We start from the raw sequence: 20799 nt of genomic DNA, 5'->3' as shown, positions 1-20799 counted from the left end.
ATTCCATTTCGCGATACAAATAGAAATAGGTTTTACTTCATCAATTTTGGGAGGATAGATTATGTATCAAAATATTCTGGTTGCGATCGACGGTGGCGCTGGCTTACCTGGTGCTGATGGATTTTCTGAAAATCCGCATCTTCCGGCGCTTCGGGCTTGTATGAACGCTTTAGCCAGGGAATGCTTCGAGTGCATAAAAGGCGTTGATGCGTATTCTATTGATTGAAGACGACCGCATGATTGGCGAGGCCGTGTCCGTGGCGCTGCACGATGCCGCCTATGCCGTGGACTGGGTGCAGGACGGGGTTGCGGCCGGCAGCACGCTGGAGCATGGTGAGCACCAGGCCGTGCTGCTCGATCTGGGCCTGCCCAAGCGCGACGGGTTGGAGGTGTTGCGCAAGCTGCGCGCCAGCGGCAGCCGGTTGCCAGTGATCGTCATTACTGCTCGAGATGCGGTAGAGGATCGGATCAAGGGTCTGGATTTCGGCGCCGACGATTATCTCGCCAAACCCTTCGACGTGAATGAACTGCTCGCCCGGCTGCGGGCAATCATCCGCCGCCGGAGTGGACAGGCTGCGCCGCTGCTCGCCAACGGTCAGGTGAGTCTCGATCCGGCAACCCGCGAAGCGCGTTGCGGCGATGTCGTGGAATTCCTGAGCGCACGCGAGTTTGCCCTGTTGCATGCGCTGCTCCTGCGTCCCGGCGCGATACTCACCCGTGCCGAACTGGAAGAACACATCTACGGCTGGAACGAAGAAGTGGAAAGCAATGCGGTTGATTTTCTGATCCACGGCGTGCGCAGGAAACTCGGCGCCGATACCATCAAGAACGTGCGCGGTGCCGGCTGGATGGTGGAGAAGCCGCAATGAAGCGATCCTTGCAACGGCGGCTCTCGTTGATGCTGGGTGGCGCCATCCTGCTTTCTGGCCTTGTCGCAGCCGCCGCATCGTTCATCCTGGCCTATGGCGAAGCGAAGGAGTTTCAGGATGACATGCTGCGGCAGACTGCTTTGCTAGTAACGCGAAATATCGGCATTTCCACGCAGATAGGTGCGCGGGACAAAAATCGTGCCGGGGTCACTTTGGGCAATTCCGAATCACGGATCAGTGTGATTCGTTTGCCCAGCGATCCGCGCCCCGATTGGCTTACAGGCGATTTGGCATCCGGCTTTCACACGCTTGCTGCTGGTGGCGAACGTCTCAGGTTGTTCGTGCGGAAAGATACCCCTGGCAAGACAACGGTGGTGGCCCAGCCGACCGATACGCGCGACGAGATTGCGATGAACAGCGCACTGCGCACGCTCGTTCCTCTGCTGCTGCTTCTGCCTGTGATGACGTGGCTGATTGTGCGCATCGTCCGCAGCGAACTAGCGCCAGTCAATGACCTGACCAGTCATTTGGATGCGCAGCCGGCAGATCGGCCTCGTCCTCTTTCAGACGAGGAAGTTCCGGACGAAATAACGCCCTTTGTGCACGCCATTAATCGCCTCCTCAAACGGGTCAGTGATCTGATGAGCCAGCAACGGCGCTTTATCGCCGATGCTGCTCACGAACTTCGGAGCCCGCTGACCGCACTGTCAATACAGGCTCAAAACCTGAAACAAGCCGGATCGCTAGAGAACATGCGTGAGCGCATCCTGCCACTACAGGCAGGGATCGAAAGAGCACGACAACTGACGGAACAACTCTTAAGCCTTGCCAGAACTCAGGCGGGAGCCTTGGAAACCACGGATGTAGATGTCTCGACGATGGCCCGAGAACTGATCGCGGAATACCTTCCGATGGCGGAGGCGAAAGGCATCGACCTGGGACTCGACGAGGCCGCGCCGCTCATGCTGTCTGCTGCGCCGGAAACTCTGCGGCTGGTGCTCAAAAACGCGCTGGAGAACGGGCTGAAATATGTTCCCGAAGGCGGCGAGGTCACCCTGCGGCTTTATTCGGATGACGCTAGCGCGATCATCGAGATCGTCGACAATGGTCCCGGCATTCCTGTCTCCGAACGAAAACGTGTGTTCGATCCGTTCTATCGGCTGCCAGAGGCAACCAGCGAGGGCAGCGGGCTAGGACTCGCCATTGCGGCGGAAGCCTCGGCTAGTCTTGGCGGATGTGTAAGCCTTCTTGATAGGCCGGAAGGTTGCGGGTTGGTCTTCCGCTACCGGCAGGGCCGGTAAATATGATCACCGCGTTTGTCGTATCCTACGGCTATCTCGCTATCTTCGTTGGTACGCTGCTGGAAGGGGAAACCATTCTCATCGCTGCCGGGTTCGCCGCTCATCGCGGCTTGCTTTCCTTGCCGATGGTGGTTCTTGTGGCTATCGCGGGTGCAACACTGGGCGATCAGTTGGCATTCTTGCTTGGACGCTGGAAAGGCGAAGCACTGATTGCGCGTTTCCCTGCCTTGGCGAAACGAAAGCCGCAAATCCATGCTTTTCTTGAGCGTTATGACCTCCTTTTTATCCTGACTGTTCGATTTCTTTACGGGTTGCGGATTGCTGGTCCGGTGCTCTTGGGATCGAGCCAGGTGCCGCTGCTTCGCTTTGCGGTGCTCAACGTCATAGGCGCCACCATGTGGGCTATGCTCATCTCCGGCGCCGGATATGCCTTCGGCCTGGTTATCAGTTCCTTGATCGCCGACGTCGAGCGGATTGAAGCAATCGTATTGATTGTCATACTCTCGCTTGGCGCAGCCTTTTGGGTGTGGCAAAGGTCTCGCGCCAGAATGGGAAAAAAGGCAACCATGAAAAAAAGGAGAGCGTAATGTCCTGGCAACTGTTTGCGCTCGGTTCAGCATTTTTTGCAGGCTTAACAGCGATCTTCGGGAAGCTCGGGGTAGAAGGATTGAACTCCAACCTGGCGACATTGATACGCACTGTGGTGATTCTTGCAATGACCGCTGGCATCGTAACTTTTCGTGGCGAGTGGCAGGTGCCCCAAGCATTGGAACCTCGCCCTATCGCGTTTCTGGTTCTGTCTGGCCTGGCGACGGGGTTCTCCTGGCTCCTCTATTACCGTGCGCTCCAACTTGCACCCGCATCGATGGTGGCCCCCATCGACAAGCTGAGCCTTGTATTTGCCATTGTGCTTGCTGTTGTATTCCTTGGCGAAGCGCTAACGGTGAAACTGGCACTCGGAGGGTTGCTCATCCTTTCTGGTGTGCTGATCCTCGCATGGCCTTGAAGGCATCTGCAGGCCTGCTTGCGGACGGAAAACGACCAGTCGACTTTTACATGTCATACGACGGCTGTGGTGATCTCTCGCGGAAGAACTGGGTACATAGCTTTGTAGCGCGTGGAGAAAGATCACGACACTGTATTGATTCTGGTCATCCGCCATCAACGCGAAGCTGGCTATTGAACTCAACAGCGGGATACTACTGTAATTGGCGTGACCACCTTGGGCTAGACAGGTGGGCTCGTCGCGCCAAGTCTTCTCAACAACCCAACGGCATCTGTCCATACTATCATTGCCCGCGGATTGACGACTTAAACACAGCCAGAATGAATCAGGTAGCTACAGTAAACCGGTACAGTGCGGATCCATAATTTTGCTGGTTTCGCTGGATTCGTTGAACAACCGTCGGGCGTCATAAGCGTGGGTTCCCTTCGGTACTAACGGCTTAGGATGCTCTGTTCGTTTGCCGCTCGCCGAGGCTGACACTCGAACTCTCACAGTCATCGCCCCGGTATCCAAGGAGCTTTCGTCATGCTACGCAGCCTAATCTTCACAGTATCTGCCCTGCTTGCCACTTCTGTATTTGCGCAGGACGCAATCCAGACCGATGGCGACAAATACAAGGTCATTCTGGAGAACGATTGTGTCAGAGTTCTTGACTATCAAGACCGTCCTGGTGAGAAAACACTTCAGCACAAACATCCCGCGTTTGTGCTCTATGCACTGAGCCCATTCAAACGCACGCTGACCTTGCCAGACGGAAAAGTACTCAAGCGCGAGTTCAAAGAGGGGGATGTCATGTGGTCGGAAGAACAAACCCACATCGGGGAGAACGTCGGCCAAACACCCACGCACGTTTTAATCGTAGAGCTCAAAAAACCCAGCGAAGCATGCTCTAAATAATGATACCCAGCTCTTCCAGAGCGATGGCTTCTGCTGCCATGTCTGGCACTTGTTTATCTTTGATTGCGAGGAGAACGCCATGAATCAGCCACAACCAAAAAATCCTGCCGAAACCTATGAGCACTATTTTGTTCCAGCCATGTTTCTTCCGTGGACCGCCCTCTTGCTCCGCCATGCTGCCCCTCAATCACGGGAGCGGGTGCTTGACGTGGCATGTGGCACGGGCATTGTCACGCGCCAGGTGGCGCCTCTGGTTGGCGCAGACGGACAAGTAGTCGCACTCGACATGAACCCGGCAATGCTTGCCGTAGCTCGTGCTCTCCCGGTGCCGCCGGGCGCGGCGATTCAGTGGCAGGAAGGCAATGCCATGGCCTTGCTCTTCCCCGATGGCGTCTTTGACATCGTGCTGTGCCAACATGGGTTACAGTTTTTTCCGGATCGTGCCGGTGCTGTGCGCGAAATGCGCCGGGTTCTGGCACCCGGTGGACAGGCGGTGGTAATCGTCTTGCAGGCGCTCGCACGACACCCCGTTTTTGCAGCCCTTATGGAATCAGTGGCGCACCACCTCTCGCTACCGGTATCCGCCGTCATGACCCGTTTGCCTTGTCGGATGCTGACGAATTGCGAACCTTGTTTACGACCGCGGGGTTCAAAACCGTGGCCATATTTCCTGAATCAACCACAGTCCGGTTTCCCGAACCGGACCGCTTTGTGCCACTTGCCATTAACAGCTCAGCGGCGGCGGTACCAGCCTTTGCTCAACTAGAAGGACCGGCAAAGGCAGCACTGCTGGAAACTGTGCGCAGAGAAATCGAGCCAACCATCCACCAGTATCGTGATGCCGAGTCCGTTACTTTTTCGATGTTTGCACACATTGCTGTGGCTAGCGCATAACGGTTGCTTTGAGCGTACCGGGGCACTCAGCTACTCGAGCTACTCAGCGTTTTTTATTGCGCCCGGTTTGCATGAACTGATCAAAGCTCGCTTCGGCGAAGCGCGCCCACAACACCTGTTCGTCACGAAACGCGGCGTAGTCGGCATAGATTTTTCGCCAGGCCGGGTTTTTGGCAGATAGGTCGCTGTAGAGCGCCATCGAGGCGTCGTAAGCAGCTTGCATTATTTGCGGGCTGAAGCGATGCACTTGCGTACCTTTGGCCACCAGTCGTTTTAACGCCGGGGGATTCACCACGTCGTAGCGCGCCTGCATGTGCACATGGGCGTGCGAGGCGGCCGTTGTCAAAATGGCCTTGTAGTCGGCGGGCAGTTGTTCCCACGCTTTGGCGTTAACGTACAGTGCGAGCTGCGGGCCGCCCTCCCACCAGCCGGGGTAGTAGTAATGCTTGGCGACTTTATAAAACCCGAATTTTTCATCGTCATAGGGGCCCACCCATTCAGCGGCATCGATCACGCCTTTTTCCAGCGCTTGATAGGTTTCGCCACCGGGGATGCTTTGCGGCACAGCGCCCAGGGCAGAAAACACTTTGCCGGAAAATCCGCCAATGCGAATCTTCAAGCCACGAATATCGGCCAGCGTTTTAATTTCATGGCGATACCAGCCGCCCATTTGCGCACCGGTATTGCCCATCGCAAAATTAACGATGTTGTAATTTCGATAGAACTCGCGAAAGAGCTGCAGCCCGTTGCCTTCATAAGTCCACGCGCTCATCTGGCGTGAATTAAGCCCGAAGGGAATCGCGCAGTCGATAGCGAAAGTGTCATCCTTGCCAAAAAAATAATACGGCGAGGTATGCGCACATTCCACCGTGCCCTGCTGCACGGCGTCCACCACACCCAGTGGCGGCACCAGCTCACCGCCCGCATGCACTGAGATGATAAAGCGGCCGTTCGTCGCTTCAGCTACTTTTTTGGCGAATACTTCGGCGGCAATATAAATCGTATCCAGTGTTTTAGGAAAGCTGGATACCAGCCGCCAGCGAATGTCAGTTTGTGCGTGTACTGCAGGGGCAACGCCTGCGGCAAGGATGCCACCCAAGCCAGCCTGCTGAAGAAATTGTCGTCGTTGCATGAGATTTATTTCCTTCGTTTTCAAAACTATCGCGGTTAGTGCGGGCGCGTTGCTGCGTGCTCGCGGCGGATGACGTCCAGCAGATCACGCATCGGATCATCTTCTCCGTTAGCGTCTACTGCATCTGGCAGCTGCAGGCGTTGTTCGCCCAAGGCGGCTGGTGCCGCATCAACTTGATTGAGCACTAGGCCAGGCCAGCGAATAATCGCGATCACCATGAGGAGTTGCAGCAAAATAAAGGCGATTGAACCTTGATAAATTTGTGCGGTGGTCACGGCAGAAATGCGTGCGCCGGTAATGCGGTCTGTCGTATCGCCGGCAGGGGCCACGCTGCGCAAATAAAACAGGGCAAAACCAAATGGGGGCGTTAAAAACGAGGTTTGCAGATTCATCGCCAAAATAACGCCGAACCACACCAGATCAATGCCCAGTGCATTGGCAACTGGCACCAGGAGCGGCACAACGATAAAGGCGATTTCAAAAAAGTCGATGAACATGCCCAGCACAAACACCAGAATGTTTACGACGAGCAAAAATCCCAGTGTGCCGCCGGGTAATTTATCGAACAAATGCCCGATCCAGGCTTGTCCATCCGCCGCATTAAAGGTGAACGAGAACACCGTTGAGCCAATCAGAATAAACATCACAAAGGCAGTGAGCCGCGTGGTGTTGTCGAGCGTCTCGATGAGCAGCTTTTTCGTCAGGCGGCGTTTGGCCAGCGCCATGCATAACGCACCGAGCGCACCCAGCGCACCGCCTTCGGTGGGCGTAGCAATACCGAGAAAAATAGTGCCCAGCACAAGAAAAATCAGCACCAGCGGCGGGATCAACACAAAGGTGACGCGCTCGGTTAAGCGCGAAACAAACGTCAAGCCCAACCCGCGATTGAGCAATGCCAAGCCTAAGGCGGTGAGCGCTGCGATGGCGAGGGAAAAAATCACAATTTCATCCCCCGGTGCAGCACCGCTGCGATCCAGCCAGCGGCCAACCAACCCGCTGTGAACTTGCGACCAGGCAACACCAACCGTTGCCGCGATCATTAACAAGACCAGCAGCGAAACATGGCCGCTGGCACCATTGGCCTCACGATAAATGCGTGCCTCGACAGGCAATGCGGGCACCCAGGCAGGCTTTACTATGGCAACGGCGATAATAAACAGCGCATACAAACCCACCAGCAACAAACCCGGCAACATGGCACCGGCATACATATCTCCCACCGGACGGCCTAGCTGATCCGCCATCACAATCAACACCAGGGACGGGGGAATCGCCTGCGCCAACGTGCCAGACGCCGTGATCACGCCGGTGGCAATGGTGCGGTGATAGCCATAGCGCAACATGATGGGCAATGAAATCAGCCCCATTGAAATAACCGCAGCGGCCACTACGCCTGTGGTAGCCGCCAGCAGCCCACCGACAAAAATAACCGCCAGCGCAAGCCCGCCACGCAAAGGACCGAAGACTTGGCCAACTGTTTCCAGTAAGTCTTCCGCCATGCCACTTTTTTGTAGCACTCCCCCCATCAAGGTGAAGAAAGGAATCGCCAGCAACGTGTCGTTTTGCATGATGCCCATAACGCGCAACGGTAAGGCTTGAAAAAGCACGGGCGGAAACAGCCCGAGCTCAATGCCCAGCAAACCAAAACTCAAGCCCGTTGCAGCGAGGGCAAAGGCGACGGGAAAGCCAGTCAGCAAAAAAGCCAAAAGACCGGCAAACAACATCGGCACGAAATTGTGAGCAAGCATGATCATCAGCGAATTTCTTTCGATGCGGTCAACGCGTGGGCATTGATTTCACTTTCTGCCGCGTTGACGGCGAGGCCAGCCCCAGGATTGGCCGCGTTGTCTTCGCTGAGCTCAACCAGCACATCACGCAAATAAGCGATCCGTTTAATCAACTCCGAAATCCCCTGCAACAACAGCAGTGCCAAGCCCACGGGTAGCAACAGATAGACCGGCCAGCGAATCAGCCCGCCAGCGTTCTGCGACATTTCTCCGCTCACCCAGGCGTTAACCACCAGCGGCCAGGAAAGGTCGATCAGCATGAAACACAACGGCAACAAAAACACCACGATGCCGACAATCTCGATCCAGTGACAACTGCGGCGAGAAAGATGGCTGGCGATAAAGTCAATCCGCACATGTGCATCTTTAAGCAAGGCGTAACCTGCACCGAGTAGAAACACCGCAGAAAACAAATACCACTGCACCTCAAGCAAGGCATTCGAGCTTGTCTGAAACACCTTGCGTACCAGCGCATTGCCTGCGCTGATAAGCACGGTGACAAGAATCAGCCACAGTATGCTGTTACCGATGCGCTGATTGAGTCGATCAATAAGACCAGAAACATAAAGCAAACGCTGCATGAGACAATTTTCCTCTCATTTCCTCTGTGTCAGCCTGCGGGCCGTTAAAATCGCCGCACTCATTTTGAATATCCACAACGATTTTTGTCTAGTTTAATCAATTTCCTCCGTATCCCCTCTCTCTGATGGCTAAGATCAAATGACTGCCACCCGTTTTTGCATTGTGCGTCACGGTGAAACCGACTGGAACGCTGAAAAACGTTTGCAGGGGCAAATGGATATTGCACTGAATGTCGTCGGCCAGGCGCAGGCGCAGGCCATACGAGCCAGCCTGAAAAACACGGTAGCATTTGCTGCGGTGTATAGCTCAGACCTCGCCCGCGCCTGGCATACCGCTGAAATTGCAACCGCTGATCTCGGGCTTACCGTACTGCCAGCGCCGACTTTTCGCGAGCGTCATTACGGCACGCATCAAGGGCTAACATCCGCCGAGGCAGCGCGCACCCATCCGGCAATGTATCACTTGCATCAGGCGCGCGATCTTCACTACACCTATGACACCGGCGAATCCCTCGCGGCTTTTGCTGCACGCGTGCAGGGCGGGCTGCAGACGCTGGCCAAGCGCCATGCCGGCCAGGCCATTCTGCTATTCACCCATGGCGGCGTGCTCGACATTATTTATCGCCTGGCCACGCAGCGCCCTTTAGATGTACCGCGTGATTTTCCTATCCCCAATGCAGCGCTTAACTGGTTAGCCTATGCCGCAAACCCCGCTGCAAACGCCTGGCAAATTATTACCTGGGGCGACCAGACGCATCTCACAGGAGCGCTAGAGGAAGTAGGGTAGCCCATCTCGGCCGCGCGGCTTATCAGAATGCAGGATAAATTGTTTGATCTTCCATTGATAAAGCGTCTTTTAAGGTGAACACTTTAAGTTAGGCATCGAGGTGAGCTATGGCACTTTTTGCTGAAAAACTCGTGGAAGAATGGTTAAGTCGCCAGGGGTATTTCACCATCCGTGGCACTAAGGTCGGAGTTCACGAAATTGACCTGCTGGCTATACGCCCTACCACTGATGGAATTGAATGCCGGAATACAGAAGTGCAAGCATCGGTTATCCCTGTGAGCTACGTCACGAAAGCGCCCAAAGAGGTGCAACTGAAAACTGGCCGTGCCGTTAGCAGCGCCAAGACCAGGGATGACGATGAACTTCGTGAAGGTGTTCGTGAATGGGTTACCAAGAAATTCGATCATCCCAAGAAGGAAAAGCTCCGCCGTCTCTTGGCTCCAGGCAATTGGTCACGGGAGTGGGTCATCAATGCCGTAAGACATCAAAGAAAAATTGAGCTTCTGCGTGAGACTGACATCACGATTCGCCGTCTTCCCAGCATAGTGGCTGAGCTCAAAGGCCGTGATTTTCTGCTTGATGGTGCTGCCGGGACACCCCTCGCTGACTTGGTGTTATTGCTGCCGCGCCAACTGTGCGCGATGCCCAACCCGTCGTTGCAGGGGACCTTGGGGCTGGCGAATAACTCCGCCATTTCTCACACCTGGTAGAGCCTCGACTGCCTGAATGCTAAAATCGCCGGGTGTTTATTTTTTTCCTTCTTTAACAGGATCCCGCCATGTTTTCCAAGCAGAACACCATCGCTAAAACCGACGCCGAATTGTGGGCGGCGATACAGAATGAAAATCACCGTCAGGAAGAGCATATCGAGTTGATCGCTTCCGAAAACTATGTGTCGTGCGCGGTGCTCGAAGCGCAGGGTTCGCAACTCACCAATAAATATGCCGAAGGCTACCCGGGTAAGCGTTACTACGGCGGCTGCGAATTTGTCGATGTGGCTGAACAACTGGCGATTGAGCGTGCCAAAAAACTGTTCGGTGCCGATTGCGCCAATGTGCAGCCGAACTCTGGCTCGCAAGCCAATCAGGCGGTGTTCATGGCGTTTCTCAAACCCGGCGATACATTCCTCGGCATGAATCTGGCCATGGGTGGGCATTTAACACATGGTGCTTCGGTGAATATGTCGGGCAAATGGTTCAATGTGGTGCCCTATGGTCTGGATGCGAATGAAGCCATTGATTATGATGCAATGGAACGGCTGGCCTTTGAACACAAACCCAAACTGATTATCGCTGGCGCATCGGCCTATTCACTGCGCATCGACTTTGCACGGTTTGCGAAAGTGGCTAAAGCCGTGGGTGCGATTTTCATGGTCGATATGGCGCACTACGCCGGATTGATCGCTGCGGGTTGCTACCCCAACCCGGTGCCGCATGCCGATGTGGTGACATCCACCACACACAAGACCTTACGCGGCCCTCGCGGTGGCTTGATTCTGATGAAAGCCGAGTTTGAGAAAGCCATCAACTCGGCGATTTTTCCCGGCTTGCAAGGCGGCCCGCTGATGCATGTGATCGCCGCCAAGGCCGTGGCTTTCAAAGAAGCCATGAGCAGCGACTTCCGCCATTATCAAGAGCAGGTGATCAACAACGCACAAGTCATGGCCAAAGTGTTGAAGTCGCGTGGGCTGCGCATTATTTCCGGGCGAACTGAATCGCATGTATTTCTGGTTGATCTGCAAAGCAAACACATTACCGGCAAAGAGGCCGAAGCCGCGCTGGGCAATGCCCACATCACGGTGAACAAAAATGCCATTCCGAATGACCCGCAAAAACCCTTTGTGACCTCGGGCATTCGCATCGGCACCCCGGCAATCACCACCCGCGGCTTTAATGAGATTGAAGCCGAGCAGGTAGCAAACCTGATCGCCGACGTGCTGGATGCGCCAAACGATACCGCGGTGCTGCAACGCGTACGCGTTGAGGCCGCCGAGCTGTGCAAGAAGTTCCCGGTGTATGGCTGATCTCCTACGCGGCAGGGGTTTCGTCAGGATTCTCTCGTGAAGTGTCCTTTTTGTGCGGATGCCAACACGCAGGTGGTCGACACGCGAGAAAATGAAGAAGGCGACACCGTGCGTCGCCGCCGGCGTTGCGTGGCGTGTGAAAAACGGTTCACTACCTATGAGCGGGTTGAGCTGCAACTGCCGCAAGTCATCAAGAAAAACGGCAGCCGCACGGAATATCAGCGCGACAAATGCAAAGCCAGCATGATGCTGGCTTTGCGCAAACGCCCCGTCACCACAGAAAGTCTTGATGCGGCGCTGGATCGCATCGAGGAAAGGCTCGTGCAACTGGGGCAACGCGAAGTGGCGTCGGATCGCATTGGCGAGCTGGTCATGCGCGAACTAAAAAAACTCGACAATATTGCCTACATTCGCTTTGCGTCGGTGTATCGAAATTTCGAAGATGTGAATGAATTTTCTGAAGCCATCCGTGAAGTGGAAGCGCCGCCGCAAACGCCACCACACGGCCCGTCGACCGAGTTGTGAGCATTATGTGATGAGCTTCTCCGCAGACGATCGTCGTTTCATGATGCAAGCGCTGCAGCTGGCGCAGCGCGGTATGAACACTACCACCCCCAACCCGCGCGTGGGCTGCGTGATTGTAAAAGATGGCCAGATGATCAGTGAGGGTTGGCATGAAAAAACCGGCGGGCCGCATGCCGAAGCCGTTGCCCTGGCGAACTTGACAACCAAGGCAACGGGCGCTACCGTTTATGTCACACTTGAGCCATGCAGCCATGTGGGGCGCACGCCGCCTTGTGCGGATGCCTTGATTGCCGCAGGCGTCACGCGCGTTGTCGCCGCCATAGAAGACCCGAATCCGCAAGTGGCGGGCCAAGGTTTGGCACGGCTTGCCGCAGCGGGCATTGCAACAGAATGCGGCTTGCTGAGCGACGAAGCGCATGAGCTGAACATCGGATTTGTGTCCCGCATGACGCGTGGCCGACCGTGGCTACGGCTGAAAATCGCGGCTAGTCTCGACGGCAAAACAGCGCTCAAGAATGGTGTTTCGCAATGGATTACCAGCGCGGAATCTCGTCGAGATGCGCACCACTGGCGCGCCCGCTCATGCGCCCTGCTGACCGGCATTGGCACGGTGAAAGACGACAACCCGCGCCTAACCGTGCGCGAAATTAACACCTCACGGCAACCATTAAAAGTTGTGGTGGATAGCCAGCTGCAAACGCCGCCCGATGCTGCCGTGCTAGCCAATGGCGGTGTGCTGATCGCCTGCGCGACGGACCATGCCGCGCGCCGCGCCGCCCACGACGTATTGGCCGCTGCCGGTGCTGAGATTGTTGTGTTGCCCGCTGCGCATGGCAAGGTTGATCTTGCTGCCTTGCTGATTGAGCTTGGCCAACGTGGCATCAACGAGGTGCTGGTCGAGGCGGGCGCACGCCTTAATGGCGCGTTACTGCGAGAAAACTGCGTTGATGAATTATTGCTTTATCAAGCGCCCTTACTGCTTGGCGATGCGGCACGCGGGATGATCAACGAGGGAAGGCAAAACGAATTGACCGCGCTAGCTGGCGCTCGACGACTGCGTGTCGTCGAGCGCCGTATCATCAGCGCCGACTTTTTTATCCGCGCGCGCTTTTTATAACATCACACACTAGCAGTCGCACCGCACACCACGCACGCCGCATCACGTGGGATGCGCACTTCACGCCAGGTCATGTGCAAGGCGTCAAGCAACAGCAGCCGCCCGCCCAGACTTTGCCCGCAGTCCATGATGAGCTTGAGCGCTTCAGCCGCCTGCATGCTGCCGATGATGCCAGTTAGTGGCGCAAAAACGCCGGTCACAGCGCAGCGTACATCGTCAGTAGTTTCGGCTTCAGGGAACAGACAGTCGTAGCATGGCGCATCGAGTTGTCGCGCATCGAACACCGTAATTTGCCCATCAAAGCGAATCGCAGCGCCTGACACCAAGGGTTTACGCAAGCGCACGCATGCCCGATTGATCGCATGGCGCGTGGCAAAGTTGTCGCAACAATCGAGCACCACATCCGCCTGTGCCACTTGCGCGTCCAGCGCTTCGCCTTCTAGTCGTTCGGCGAGAGCGATGACATGGCATTCCGGATTAATCTCTGCCAGAGTGCGCTGCCCGGAAGTGGCTTTCGCTTCACCGACGGACGCAGTGCGATGCAAAATCTGGCGTTGCAGATTAGTCAGATCAACGCTATCGCCATCAGTCAGGACGAGCGTGCCTACCCCGGCCGAAGCCAGGTAACAGGCTGCGGGTGAGCCTAGTCCGCCCGCACCAACGACCAGCACGCGTGCGTTCGTTACGGCCTCTTGACCTTCGATACCGATCTCGGGCAACAAAATATGCCTGCTATAACGCAGCAGTTGCTCGTCATTCATCGCGATTTATTTATCCTGCCGCAAATCGGGTGGCGTGTCATCATGATCGCCGTGCAAATGGTGATCCCACGCTTTGGAATAAATGTCCTGCGACTTTTTGATCAGGCGTTGCGGACCATACATATTGCGCAGCTGAGTTTCTTCAGCAGACGCGATCACCGCCCGCATGAAGCGGGCATACCAGCCATTATCCAGATGAAAACCCTGCTTGACCAACGCGCTGGCAATCCCATCGAGTGTGTACTCGCTCAGCTCGTACCACAGCGACAGTGTGTTCGCGAGGTTGCCTGCAGGTTGGCCCGCTTCAACCACCATCTCAGGCAATCCGGCAAGTAGTGCTTGGGCGGCGACAGCATCGCCCGGGTGCTGCGCATCGAAGCGCAATACGCGATGCTTGCGCGTGCCGGGTTGCGGCACAAACGTGCCGGGGCGTGGCCACTGACCGCCCGCATCGCGCAGTGCGCGCGCTTTTGCGGGGGTCATTTTGCTCACGCATTGTCTCCGTAATCAGCGCTTGAGAATCTGCAGCGCTTTTAACAGATTCACCGCTTGCGAGAGCTGGTAATCGTCTTTAGAGGCAAACTCGATCGGCGCACGCGCAACGTCATCCTCTTCGTCCGTTTTGTTTTTCTTGCCATTTTTGGCGTGCGGCTTGTTTTCTGGCTTGTCTAGTTTGCTTTCCGTTTTCACATCGGCGCTCTTGTCCTTGTCATTTTCAAGATGTCGTTCAAGATCGGCCTCACGCAAGCGGTCGTGCGCTTCGCCGTTGGCTGTTTCTTCCACCACGATATCCGGCGTGATGCCCTTGGCCTGAATCGAGCGGCCTGAGGGCGTGTAGTAGCGGGCAGTGGTGAGCTTGATGGCGGTGTTGTTGGATAGTGGCAACACCGTCTGCACGGAACCCTTACCAAAAGTTTGCGTGCCCATGATGATCGCGCGCTTATGATCTTGCAAAGCCCCTGCGACAATTTCGGAAGCTGAAGCCGAGCCACCATTGACCAGCACCACCATAGGTAAAGTTTTCACCAGCGCCGGCAGGTTTTTCATGTAGTCATCCTTGGTGCCGCGCAGGTAATCTTCCGGACTGGCGGTAAACCGGCGCTTGGCATCCTCTGTGCGTCCTTCGGTTGACGTCACTAATGTTTTGGGCGGCAAAAAGGCGGCTGAAACGCCAATCGCACTGGTCAGCAAACCACCGGGATCGTTGCGCAAATCAAGCACCAATCCTTTGAGTCCGTCTTTTTCATCCTTCACCAGCTTTTCGAGATGCCTGGCCACATCGGCATTGGTTTCATCCTGAAACTGGGTAATGCGCAAATAACCATAACCGCCCTCCAGTGATTTGGATTTAACACTTTGCACCTTGATTTTTTCACGCGTTAGCGTGACTTCAAATGGCTTGGGCTCACCCTTGCGAAATACGGTCAAGCGAATCTGCGTTTTGGGTTTGCCGCGCATTTTTTTCACGGCATCTGTCAGGGTCAGCCCCTTCACCAACATGTCATCGAGCTTGATAATGAGATCGCCGGGTTTCAGGCCCGCTTTATAGGCGGGCGTATCTTCAATGGGCGAGATCACTTTGACCAAGCCGTCTTCCATACCCACTTCCAGCCCCAGGCCGCCAAACTCGCCCTGGGTTGTGACTTGCATTTCCTTAAACGCTTCGGCATCGAGATACGCCGAGTGCGGATCAAGGTTTGCCAGCATGCCGCTGATGGCATAAGTGATCAGGGTTTTATCATCCACGGGCTCAACATAGCCCTGCTTGATCGCACCATACACATCGGCAAAACTGCGCAGCTCTTCAATCGGCAGGGCCGACACCGCGGCATCTTTGCCCGCGCTGGCTGAAAAGTTGAGGCTGACAAAAATGCCCGCGAGAAGGCCGGCGGTGAGCAAACCAATTTTTTGCAGGGTACTGCGCATAGTGACTCCGTGTGGTTGTGTGTAAGTATGTGTGATTACGTCTAAAAAGTGGCAAATTAGCGTGCGCCAATCCATTTTAGGGGATCGAACGCCTGCCCCCGGTGCCTGAGCTCGAAGTATAAACCGGGGTCAGGATGTCCACCGCTATTACCCGCCGTGGCAACCGGCTGGCCAGCGGTGACTTCTGCACCAACCTCACCCAGCAACGATTCATTGTTGCCATACACGGATAAAAAATCATTGCCGTGGTCAATAATCAATAAGTTGCCAAACCCGCGCAACCACTCGGCAAAGACAATTTTGCCAGCGGCCACCGCGTGAATGGGTTCGCCCTCTGCCGCGCGAATGAAAAGGCCTTTCCAGGTCGCGCCACCTTCGGCGCGGGGGCTGCCATAACGGCTGACAATCTGCCCGGAAACCGGCATGCGCAGTCTGCCACGCAACGCTGAAAACGCGCCACCCACTTGACCCGGATCATCGCTGCGAGCGGCAGACGGGTTGCCACGCGAGGCAGGCGCTAAGACAGATCGTTCGGCAGACCGCGCGGAGGGCAAACGCGCCGTATTGCCAGCGCCGCCCAGTGGCGGGCGCAAGACTTTTGGTGGCGCAGCGGCTTTGTTCGCAGCCTCCCTTGCAGCAGCTTTGCGCGCCGCCGCCGCAAGCCCGGTAATGACGTTCGTCAAACGCTGTTCATCACGGCGCAAAACGGCAATCTCATTTTTCTGGCCACGAATGCGTTCCGCCAGTCGCGCCAACGTGGCCGCACGTTGCTGTTGGCGCACCAGCAATTGATCACGGCTTTCCTGCTGTCGGCGCGCGATGTCGGCCAACTGCGTTTGCTGCTCGCGCACCGCCTCGGTTAAGTGTTGCCGCTCACTGACTGTCGCGCGCAGTTGTTGCACCAAATTGGCTTTCGCAAGTGACAGTTGAGTCAAAAAATATTGATCGCGAGCAATTAAATTCGGATCGCGCCCGGCCAGAAGCACGCTCAACGCATCTGCATCGCCGCCGACAAACTGGCGATTTAGCAGCCGCGCCAGATGATTTTGTTGTGCTGATGCTTGCTGCTCCAAGCGCTTGGTCTGTGCTTGCAACGTGGCAAGCTTTTCTTCCACCGCACGGCGCTCCTGCGTGAGTTGATGCAAGCGTCGATTGGTGTCTGAAATCGCCGTTTCCGTTTCGCGCAGCTGCTCGCTGACATTCTCTTTTGATTTTTCTGTTTTGGACATATCACGGCGCAGCGATTCAATTCGCGCGCGTACGGATTTGAGTGTGCTTTTTTTCGTTTCTGCAGGCGCCGCCTGGCTGGCCATGGGATGCACAACTGGGTACAGAAAAAATAGCGCAAGCAACACTATTCCACCGGCATGGCAGATGTTGCCAGTGATTTTGCCCGGATCAAGCGTCACCCTTTGGCTTTACCCTGATTGGCTACTGCCTGAATAGCCGCGTTAATGGCGTCTTGATCACCAAGGTAATAGTGACGAATCGGCTTCAGATCGGCATCCAGCTCATACACCAGCGGCTGGGCCGTGGGAATGTTTATGCTCACGATATCGTCATCCGACACCTGATCGAGAAACTTAATCAGCGCGCGCAAGCTATTGCCATGGGCCACGATAATCACACTTTTGCCCGCCTTGATGCTAGGCGCAATGGTGTCATTCCAGAACGGCAGCACACGCGCTACGGTGTCTTTCAAGCATTCGGTGCGCGGCAACTCGGCCACCGGAATGCTGGCGTATCGTGGGTCGTCCAGCGGCAGGCGCGGGTCGTTGTCCGCTAGCGGAGGCGGGGGCGTATCATAGGCGCGACGCCAGATCAATACTTGTTGATCACCATACTTGGCAGCCGTTTCTGCCTTGTCCAGTCCTTGCAGAGCGCCATAGTGTCGCTCGTTGAGCCGCCAGGAATGCTGCACGGGAATCCACATGCGATCGAGTTCTTCCAACACCGTCCATAGTGTTTTGATCGCGCGGCGCAAAACAGACGTAAAGGCCAGATCGAACGCATACCCCTGCTGACGTAACAGCTGGCCAGCGGCTTGTGCTTCTGCCAGACCTTTGGCAGTTAGCCCGACATCATGCCAGCCGGTAAAACGGTTTTCCTGATTCCAGACAGATTCGCCATGGCGGAGCAGAACAATTTTGTACATGAAACATCCTATCAATTAAAGGTGCCATTTTAGCGTACGGTGCAGTGCCAAAGACAGAAGCGATTACCTCGGGCAGGTTACAATGTACCGTGTATTGGTTTAAGCCATTTTGCGTTGAATGACGCATTGCCACACATTGACACGCATTACACAGACAATAAGGAAGTAGATCGCTCATGGAATTTGTGCAACAAAACTGGATGTGGGTCACCCTCGCTATCATCTCTGGCAGCATGCTGTTGTGGCCCCTGCTAAAAGGCGGTGGTAGCCAGGCGCTCACGCCAAGCCAGGCCACACGGATGATGAATCGCGAAAACGCGGTGGTGATTGATGTCCGCGAAAGCGGCGAATGGAACACCGGGCATATTGCTGGCGCCCGCCATATTGCCATGCCGCTATTGCAACAAAAAATGGCTGAGCTGGAAAAGTTCAAGAACCGCCCGCTGATCATTTGTTGTGCCTCTGGCGCCCGTTCTTCGGCAGCCTGTAGCACCTTGCGCAAAGCGGGTTTTGAAAAAGTGTTCAACCTGGCTGGTGGCATGACCAGCTGGCGGGAAGCAAAACTTCCTGTCACCACCAAATAAATTTGTAGCCACTTTACGGGATAAGCATGTCATGGCTAAAGTAGTGATGTACTCAACCGCAGTGTGTCCATACTGCGTCCGCGCCGAGCAACTGTTGTTGCGTAAAGGTGTTCAGGATATCGAGAAAGTGCGGGTTGACCTTGACCCTTCGCTGCGCGAAGAAATGATGCGAAAAACCGGACGCCGCAGCGTGCCGCAAATTTATATTGGCACCACGCATATAGGCGGGTTTGATGACCTGTTTGCCCTTGATCAGCAAGGCGGCCTTGACGCATTGCTGGCTTCTTAAGTTTCCTCTTTTTTTAAATCTCCACCGACCCACCATGAGCGATCAACAAGCCGTTTTTAGCATCGAAAAAATTTACGTCCGTGACTTTTCTGTTGAGGTGCCTCATGCACCACAGATTTATCTTGAACGGGAAGCACCAGCGATTTCCGTGCAGATTCAAACTACTGCTACCGATGTCAGCGAAGGTGTATTTGAAGTCGTGGTAACAGTGACAGTGACAGCCAAAAAAGAAGAAAAAGTTTTCTTTTTGGTTGAAGCTGCCCAAGCCGGCATTTTTCAAATCAAAAATGTGCCAGAGCAGGAGATGGAACCTGTGTTAGCCGTCGGCTGCCCCAATATATTGTTCCCCTATGTGCGCGAAACTATTTCGGATGCTGTCAATCGCGCAGGCTTTCCGCCCGTCATTCTTGCCCCGGTAAATTTCGAGGCGCTGTATCAGCAGCGCGCTACCGAACAAGCCGCAGCAACTAATGCCGCGCCCACCTCCCTGCAATAGTCGGCGATGGTGACACGCTGTAAAGCTTTGAAGCTGACCGCAGGGAATCCAGAGCCGTCTCTGGAAAGTCCTCCTGGAGAACGCCGCTTTTGCCAGGCCTTCTACACACAACGGTGCGTGTTGCGCGCGGCGGTAGTGATTTTCTGTGCGCTTTTCTGTTTCCTCCGAGCCCCCCCGGTTTTAGCGCTGGATTTTCTTTCTGTCGCGGTGCCAGCCGTGCTATTTGACGCGCCTTCAACCAAAGCCAAGCCCTTGTTTGTCATTAACCCCGGCACCCCCGTAGAGAGCATCGTCAGCCTGGAAGGCTGGATCAAAATTCGTGACAATAAAGGCGATCTCGCCTGGATTGAAAAAAAATACCTCAGCGAAACCCGCCAAGTCATAGTAGTTGCCGACCGCGCGCAAATCCGTGCCGCAGCTGACGATAAAGCCGCACTCGTATTTGAAGCCGAGCGCGATGTAGTACTCACGCTGCTCGAAGCTTTGCCTGGCGGATGGGCCAAGGTAAAGCACCGTGATGGTCAACAGGGCTTTATCAAGTCAGCGCAGGTGTGGGGCTTGTAATTGGTCGCTTGCGCACTAAGCATCGCGAGTGCTCCATCAAGCAAAGTGCCAGGGCGCACAGCATGCAAATAGCCATTTTAGGTGCCGGCGCGTGGGGTACAGCGTTAGCCATTGCCCTCGCTCCGCGTCATCACGTTTGCCTATGGGCGCGCGACAAGGCACAAGTCACGGTGATGAACACCCGTCGTGAAAACCCGCTTTATTTAGCCGATTGTCCGTTTCCCGAAGCGTTGCAAGTGACGAGTGATTTCACCACCGCAGTTACCTCTGCCGACTTACTTATTCTTGCTGCGCCACTCGCTGGTTTGCGGCCGTTGCTTGAACAGCTAAGGCAGCTGAGCCAACTGAGCACTTCAGCAACACCTGCCCCACGACGTTTTTTGTGGGTTTGCAAAGGGCTGGAAGCCATGACGGGCAAGCTGCCACATCAAGTGGTAACGGACGTCTTGGACCATGCAGCCGACGCAACAGCAACCCCATCCTGGGGCGCGCTCACGGGGCCCAGTTTTGCCTTTGAAGTTGCCCAAGGTTTACCCACAGCGCTGACCCTGGCCACCACTGATATAACTTTTGCCACCGACATCGCGCATGCGCTGCATGGCGGCAATCTGCGCATTTATGCCAATGACGACCTCATCGGCGCTGAAGTGGGCGGGGCAGTTAAAAATGTCATGGCCATTGCCGCCGGCGTGAGCGATGGCCTGGGCTTGGGGCACAATGCGCGCGCCGCGCTGCTAACGCGTGGCCTGGTGGAGATCACTCGTTTTGGTATGGCGCTCGGTGCTCGTCGCGAAACCTTCACGGGACTCACCGGCCTGGGTGATCTGATTCTTACCTGTACGGGCGATTTATCACGCAATCGGCGCGTAGGTTTATTGCTCGCCGAAGGTCAAAATCTTACTGCCATACAGCACACCCTGGGCCACGTGGCCGAAGGTGTTTTTACTGCGCGTGAAGTGGCGCAACGTGCCGCAGCCATGGGCATCGACATGCCCATCACCGCTGCGGTGGCGGGGCTACTTGATGGCCGCACTACCCCGCGCGAGACCGTGCATCAGCTCATGGCGCGTGATGCGCGCACCGAATAACGCATGACAGCCAGCGC

25 protein-coding genes are annotated in these 20799 nt (G+C 55.6%); 17 read left to right on the top strand and 8 right to left on the bottom strand.

Annotated elements, in window-relative coordinates; genetic code table 11:
• Positions 1 to 61: 61 nt before the first annotated feature.
• The 7 genes from PG1C_RS01955 (at position 62) to PG1C_RS01925 (ending at position 4839) form a co-directional block, all read left to right on the top strand.
• Complete coding sequence (locus tag PG1C_RS01955; RefSeq protein WP_202635768.1) at positions 62 to 226, top strand: hypothetical protein; 165 nt, start codon at positions 62 to 64, stop codon at positions 224 to 226.
• Complete coding sequence (locus PG1C_RS01950; RefSeq protein ID WP_202635767.1) at positions 207 to 869, top strand: response regulator; 663 nt, start codon at positions 207 to 209, stop codon at positions 867 to 869. The genes PG1C_RS01955 and PG1C_RS01950 overlap by 20 nt, the downstream gene beginning before the upstream one ends.
• Complete coding sequence (locus tag PG1C_RS01945) at positions 866 to 2170, top strand: ATP-binding protein (protein ID WP_202635766.1); 1305 nt, start codon at positions 866 to 868, stop codon at positions 2168 to 2170. The genes PG1C_RS01950 and PG1C_RS01945 overlap by 4 nt, the downstream gene beginning before the upstream one ends.
• Before the next feature lie 2 nt (positions 2171 to 2172).
• Positions 2173 to 2757 carry a DedA family protein gene (locus PG1C_RS01940; RefSeq protein ID WP_202635765.1) on the top strand — a complete coding sequence of 195 codons (585 nt, stop codon included), beginning with the start codon at positions 2173 to 2175 and terminating at the stop codon, positions 2755 to 2757.
• The gene (locus PG1C_RS01935; RefSeq protein WP_202635764.1) at positions 2757 to 3176 is read left to right on the top strand and encodes an EamA family transporter; all 420 of its coding nucleotides are present in this window, start codon (positions 2757 to 2759) and stop codon (positions 3174 to 3176) included. The genes PG1C_RS01940 and PG1C_RS01935 overlap by 1 nt, the downstream gene beginning before the upstream one ends.
• A gap of 525 nt (positions 3177 to 3701) precedes the next feature.
• Complete coding sequence (locus PG1C_RS01930; RefSeq protein ID WP_202635763.1) at positions 3702 to 4073, top strand: cupin domain-containing protein; 372 nt, start codon at positions 3702 to 3704, stop codon at positions 4071 to 4073.
• Positions 4074 to 4152: 79 nt separating this feature from the next.
• Positions 4153 to 4839, top strand: coding sequence for a class I SAM-dependent methyltransferase (locus PG1C_RS01925; protein ID WP_202635762.1), 687 nt, complete (start codon positions 4153 to 4155; stop codon positions 4837 to 4839).
• Positions 4840 to 5010: 171 nt separating this feature from the next.
• Here PG1C_RS01925 and PG1C_RS01920 read toward each other — a convergent pair whose 3' ends face one another.
• From PG1C_RS01920 to PG1C_RS01910, 3 genes are read right to left on the bottom strand one after another with little or no spacing between them, the layout of a single operon-like run.
• The gene (locus PG1C_RS01920; RefSeq protein WP_202635761.1) at positions 5011 to 6099 is read right to left on the bottom strand and encodes a TRAP transporter substrate-binding protein; all 1089 of its coding nucleotides are present in this window, start codon (positions 6097 to 6099) and stop codon (positions 5011 to 5013) included.
• Positions 6100 to 6134: 35 nt separating this feature from the next.
• Positions 6135 to 7847: a TRAP transporter large permease gene (locus PG1C_RS01915; RefSeq protein WP_237218251.1), complete on the bottom strand. Its 1713-nt coding sequence runs from the start codon at positions 7845 to 7847 to the stop codon at positions 6135 to 6137.
• A gap of 5 nt (positions 7848 to 7852) precedes the next feature.
• Positions 7853 to 8467 carry a TRAP transporter small permease subunit gene (locus PG1C_RS01910; protein WP_202635759.1) on the bottom strand — a complete coding sequence of 205 codons (615 nt, stop codon included), beginning with the start codon at positions 8465 to 8467 and terminating at the stop codon, positions 7853 to 7855.
• A 139-nt stretch (positions 8468 to 8606) separates the two neighbouring features.
• Here PG1C_RS01910 and PG1C_RS01905 point away from each other — a divergent pair, with 139 nt between their 5' ends.
• From PG1C_RS01905 to ribD, 5 genes are all read left to right on the top strand, one after another.
• The gene (locus PG1C_RS01905) at positions 8607 to 9254 is read left to right on the top strand and encodes a histidine phosphatase family protein (protein WP_202635758.1); all 648 of its coding nucleotides are present in this window, start codon (positions 8607 to 8609) and stop codon (positions 9252 to 9254) included.
• Between the two features lie 107 nt (positions 9255 to 9361).
• Positions 9362 to 9964: a hypothetical protein gene (locus tag PG1C_RS01900; RefSeq protein WP_202635757.1), complete on the top strand. Its 603-nt coding sequence runs from the start codon at positions 9362 to 9364 to the stop codon at positions 9962 to 9964.
• 68 nt (positions 9965 to 10032) lie between these two features.
• The gene (glyA, locus tag PG1C_RS01895; protein ID WP_202635756.1) at positions 10033 to 11277 is read left to right on the top strand and encodes a serine hydroxymethyltransferase; all 1245 of its coding nucleotides are present in this window, start codon (positions 10033 to 10035) and stop codon (positions 11275 to 11277) included.
• A gap of 36 nt (positions 11278 to 11313) precedes the next feature.
• Positions 11314 to 11802: a transcriptional regulator NrdR gene (gene nrdR, locus PG1C_RS01890; protein WP_202635755.1), complete on the top strand. Its 489-nt coding sequence runs from the start codon at positions 11314 to 11316 to the stop codon at positions 11800 to 11802.
• A 10-nt stretch (positions 11803 to 11812) separates the two neighbouring features.
• Complete coding sequence (gene ribD / locus PG1C_RS01885) at positions 11813 to 12919, top strand: bifunctional diaminohydroxyphosphoribosylaminopyrimidine deaminase/5-amino-6-(5-phosphoribosylamino)uracil reductase RibD (RefSeq protein ID WP_202635754.1); 1107 nt, start codon at positions 11813 to 11815, stop codon at positions 12917 to 12919.
• Between the two features lie 2 nt (positions 12920 to 12921).
• On the opposite strand, the gene PG1C_RS01880 is transcribed toward ribD, so the two are convergent.
• Genes PG1C_RS01880 through gpmA form a run of 5 tightly spaced genes read right to left on the bottom strand, consistent with a single transcriptional unit; the run spans position 12922 to position 17761 of the window.
• Complete coding sequence (locus tag PG1C_RS01880) at positions 12922 to 13680, bottom strand: HesA/MoeB/ThiF family protein (RefSeq protein WP_202635753.1); 759 nt, start codon at positions 13678 to 13680, stop codon at positions 12922 to 12924.
• A 6-nt stretch (positions 13681 to 13686) separates the two neighbouring features.
• Positions 13687 to 14172 (bottom strand): hypothetical protein, encoded by a 486-nt coding sequence (locus tag PG1C_RS01875; RefSeq protein ID WP_202635752.1) that lies wholly within the window; start codon positions 14170 to 14172, stop codon positions 13687 to 13689.
• Positions 14173 to 14187: 15 nt separating this feature from the next.
• Positions 14188 to 15606: a S41 family peptidase gene (locus PG1C_RS01870; RefSeq protein WP_202635751.1), complete on the bottom strand. Its 1419-nt coding sequence runs from the start codon at positions 15604 to 15606 to the stop codon at positions 14188 to 14190.
• Positions 15607 to 15662: 56 nt separating this feature from the next.
• Complete coding sequence (locus PG1C_RS01865; RefSeq protein WP_202635750.1) at positions 15663 to 17015, bottom strand: murein hydrolase activator EnvC family protein; 1353 nt, start codon at positions 17013 to 17015, stop codon at positions 15663 to 15665.
• A complete protein-coding gene (gene gpmA, locus PG1C_RS01860) occupies positions 17012 to 17761 on the bottom strand; it encodes a 2,3-diphosphoglycerate-dependent phosphoglycerate mutase (protein WP_202635749.1) in 750 nt (249 codons plus the stop codon). The genes PG1C_RS01865 and gpmA overlap by 4 nt, the downstream gene beginning before the upstream one ends.
• Before the next feature lie 176 nt (positions 17762 to 17937).
• On the opposite strand from gpmA, the gene PG1C_RS01855 reads away from it, so the two are divergent.
• From PG1C_RS01855 to PG1C_RS01835, 5 genes are all read left to right on the top strand, one after another.
• Entirely contained in the window at positions 17938 to 18345 is a 408-nt protein-coding gene (locus PG1C_RS01855) for a rhodanese-like domain-containing protein (protein WP_202635748.1), read from the top strand.
• Positions 18346 to 18376: 31 nt separating this feature from the next.
• On the top strand, positions 18377 to 18634 hold the full coding sequence (grxC, locus tag PG1C_RS01850; protein WP_237218250.1) for a glutaredoxin 3: 258 nt from the start codon (positions 18377 to 18379) through the stop codon (positions 18632 to 18634).
• Between the two features lie 34 nt (positions 18635 to 18668).
• A complete protein-coding gene (gene secB, locus PG1C_RS01845; RefSeq protein WP_202635747.1) occupies positions 18669 to 19130 on the top strand; it encodes a protein-export chaperone SecB in 462 nt (153 codons plus the stop codon).
• Positions 19131 to 19136: 6 nt separating this feature from the next.
• Positions 19137 to 19694 (top strand): SH3 domain-containing protein, encoded by a 558-nt coding sequence (locus PG1C_RS01840; protein ID WP_202635746.1) that lies wholly within the window; start codon positions 19137 to 19139, stop codon positions 19692 to 19694.
• Between the two features lie 62 nt (positions 19695 to 19756).
• Positions 19757 to 20782, top strand: a complete 1026-nt coding sequence (locus PG1C_RS01835; RefSeq protein ID WP_202635745.1) for an NAD(P)H-dependent glycerol-3-phosphate dehydrogenase — start codon at positions 19757 to 19759, stop codon at positions 20780 to 20782.
• Positions 20783 to 20799: the final 17 nt, after the last annotated feature.

Origin of the sequence: Rugosibacter aromaticivorans (genome assembly GCF_000934545.1) — a bacterium.
Taxonomy (GTDB): domain Bacteria; phylum Pseudomonadota; class Gammaproteobacteria; order Burkholderiales; family Rhodocyclaceae; genus Rugosibacter; species Rugosibacter aromaticivorans.
Note: the sequence above shows the minus strand (reverse complement) of the source record. Positions and strands in the feature narration are given on the sequence as shown.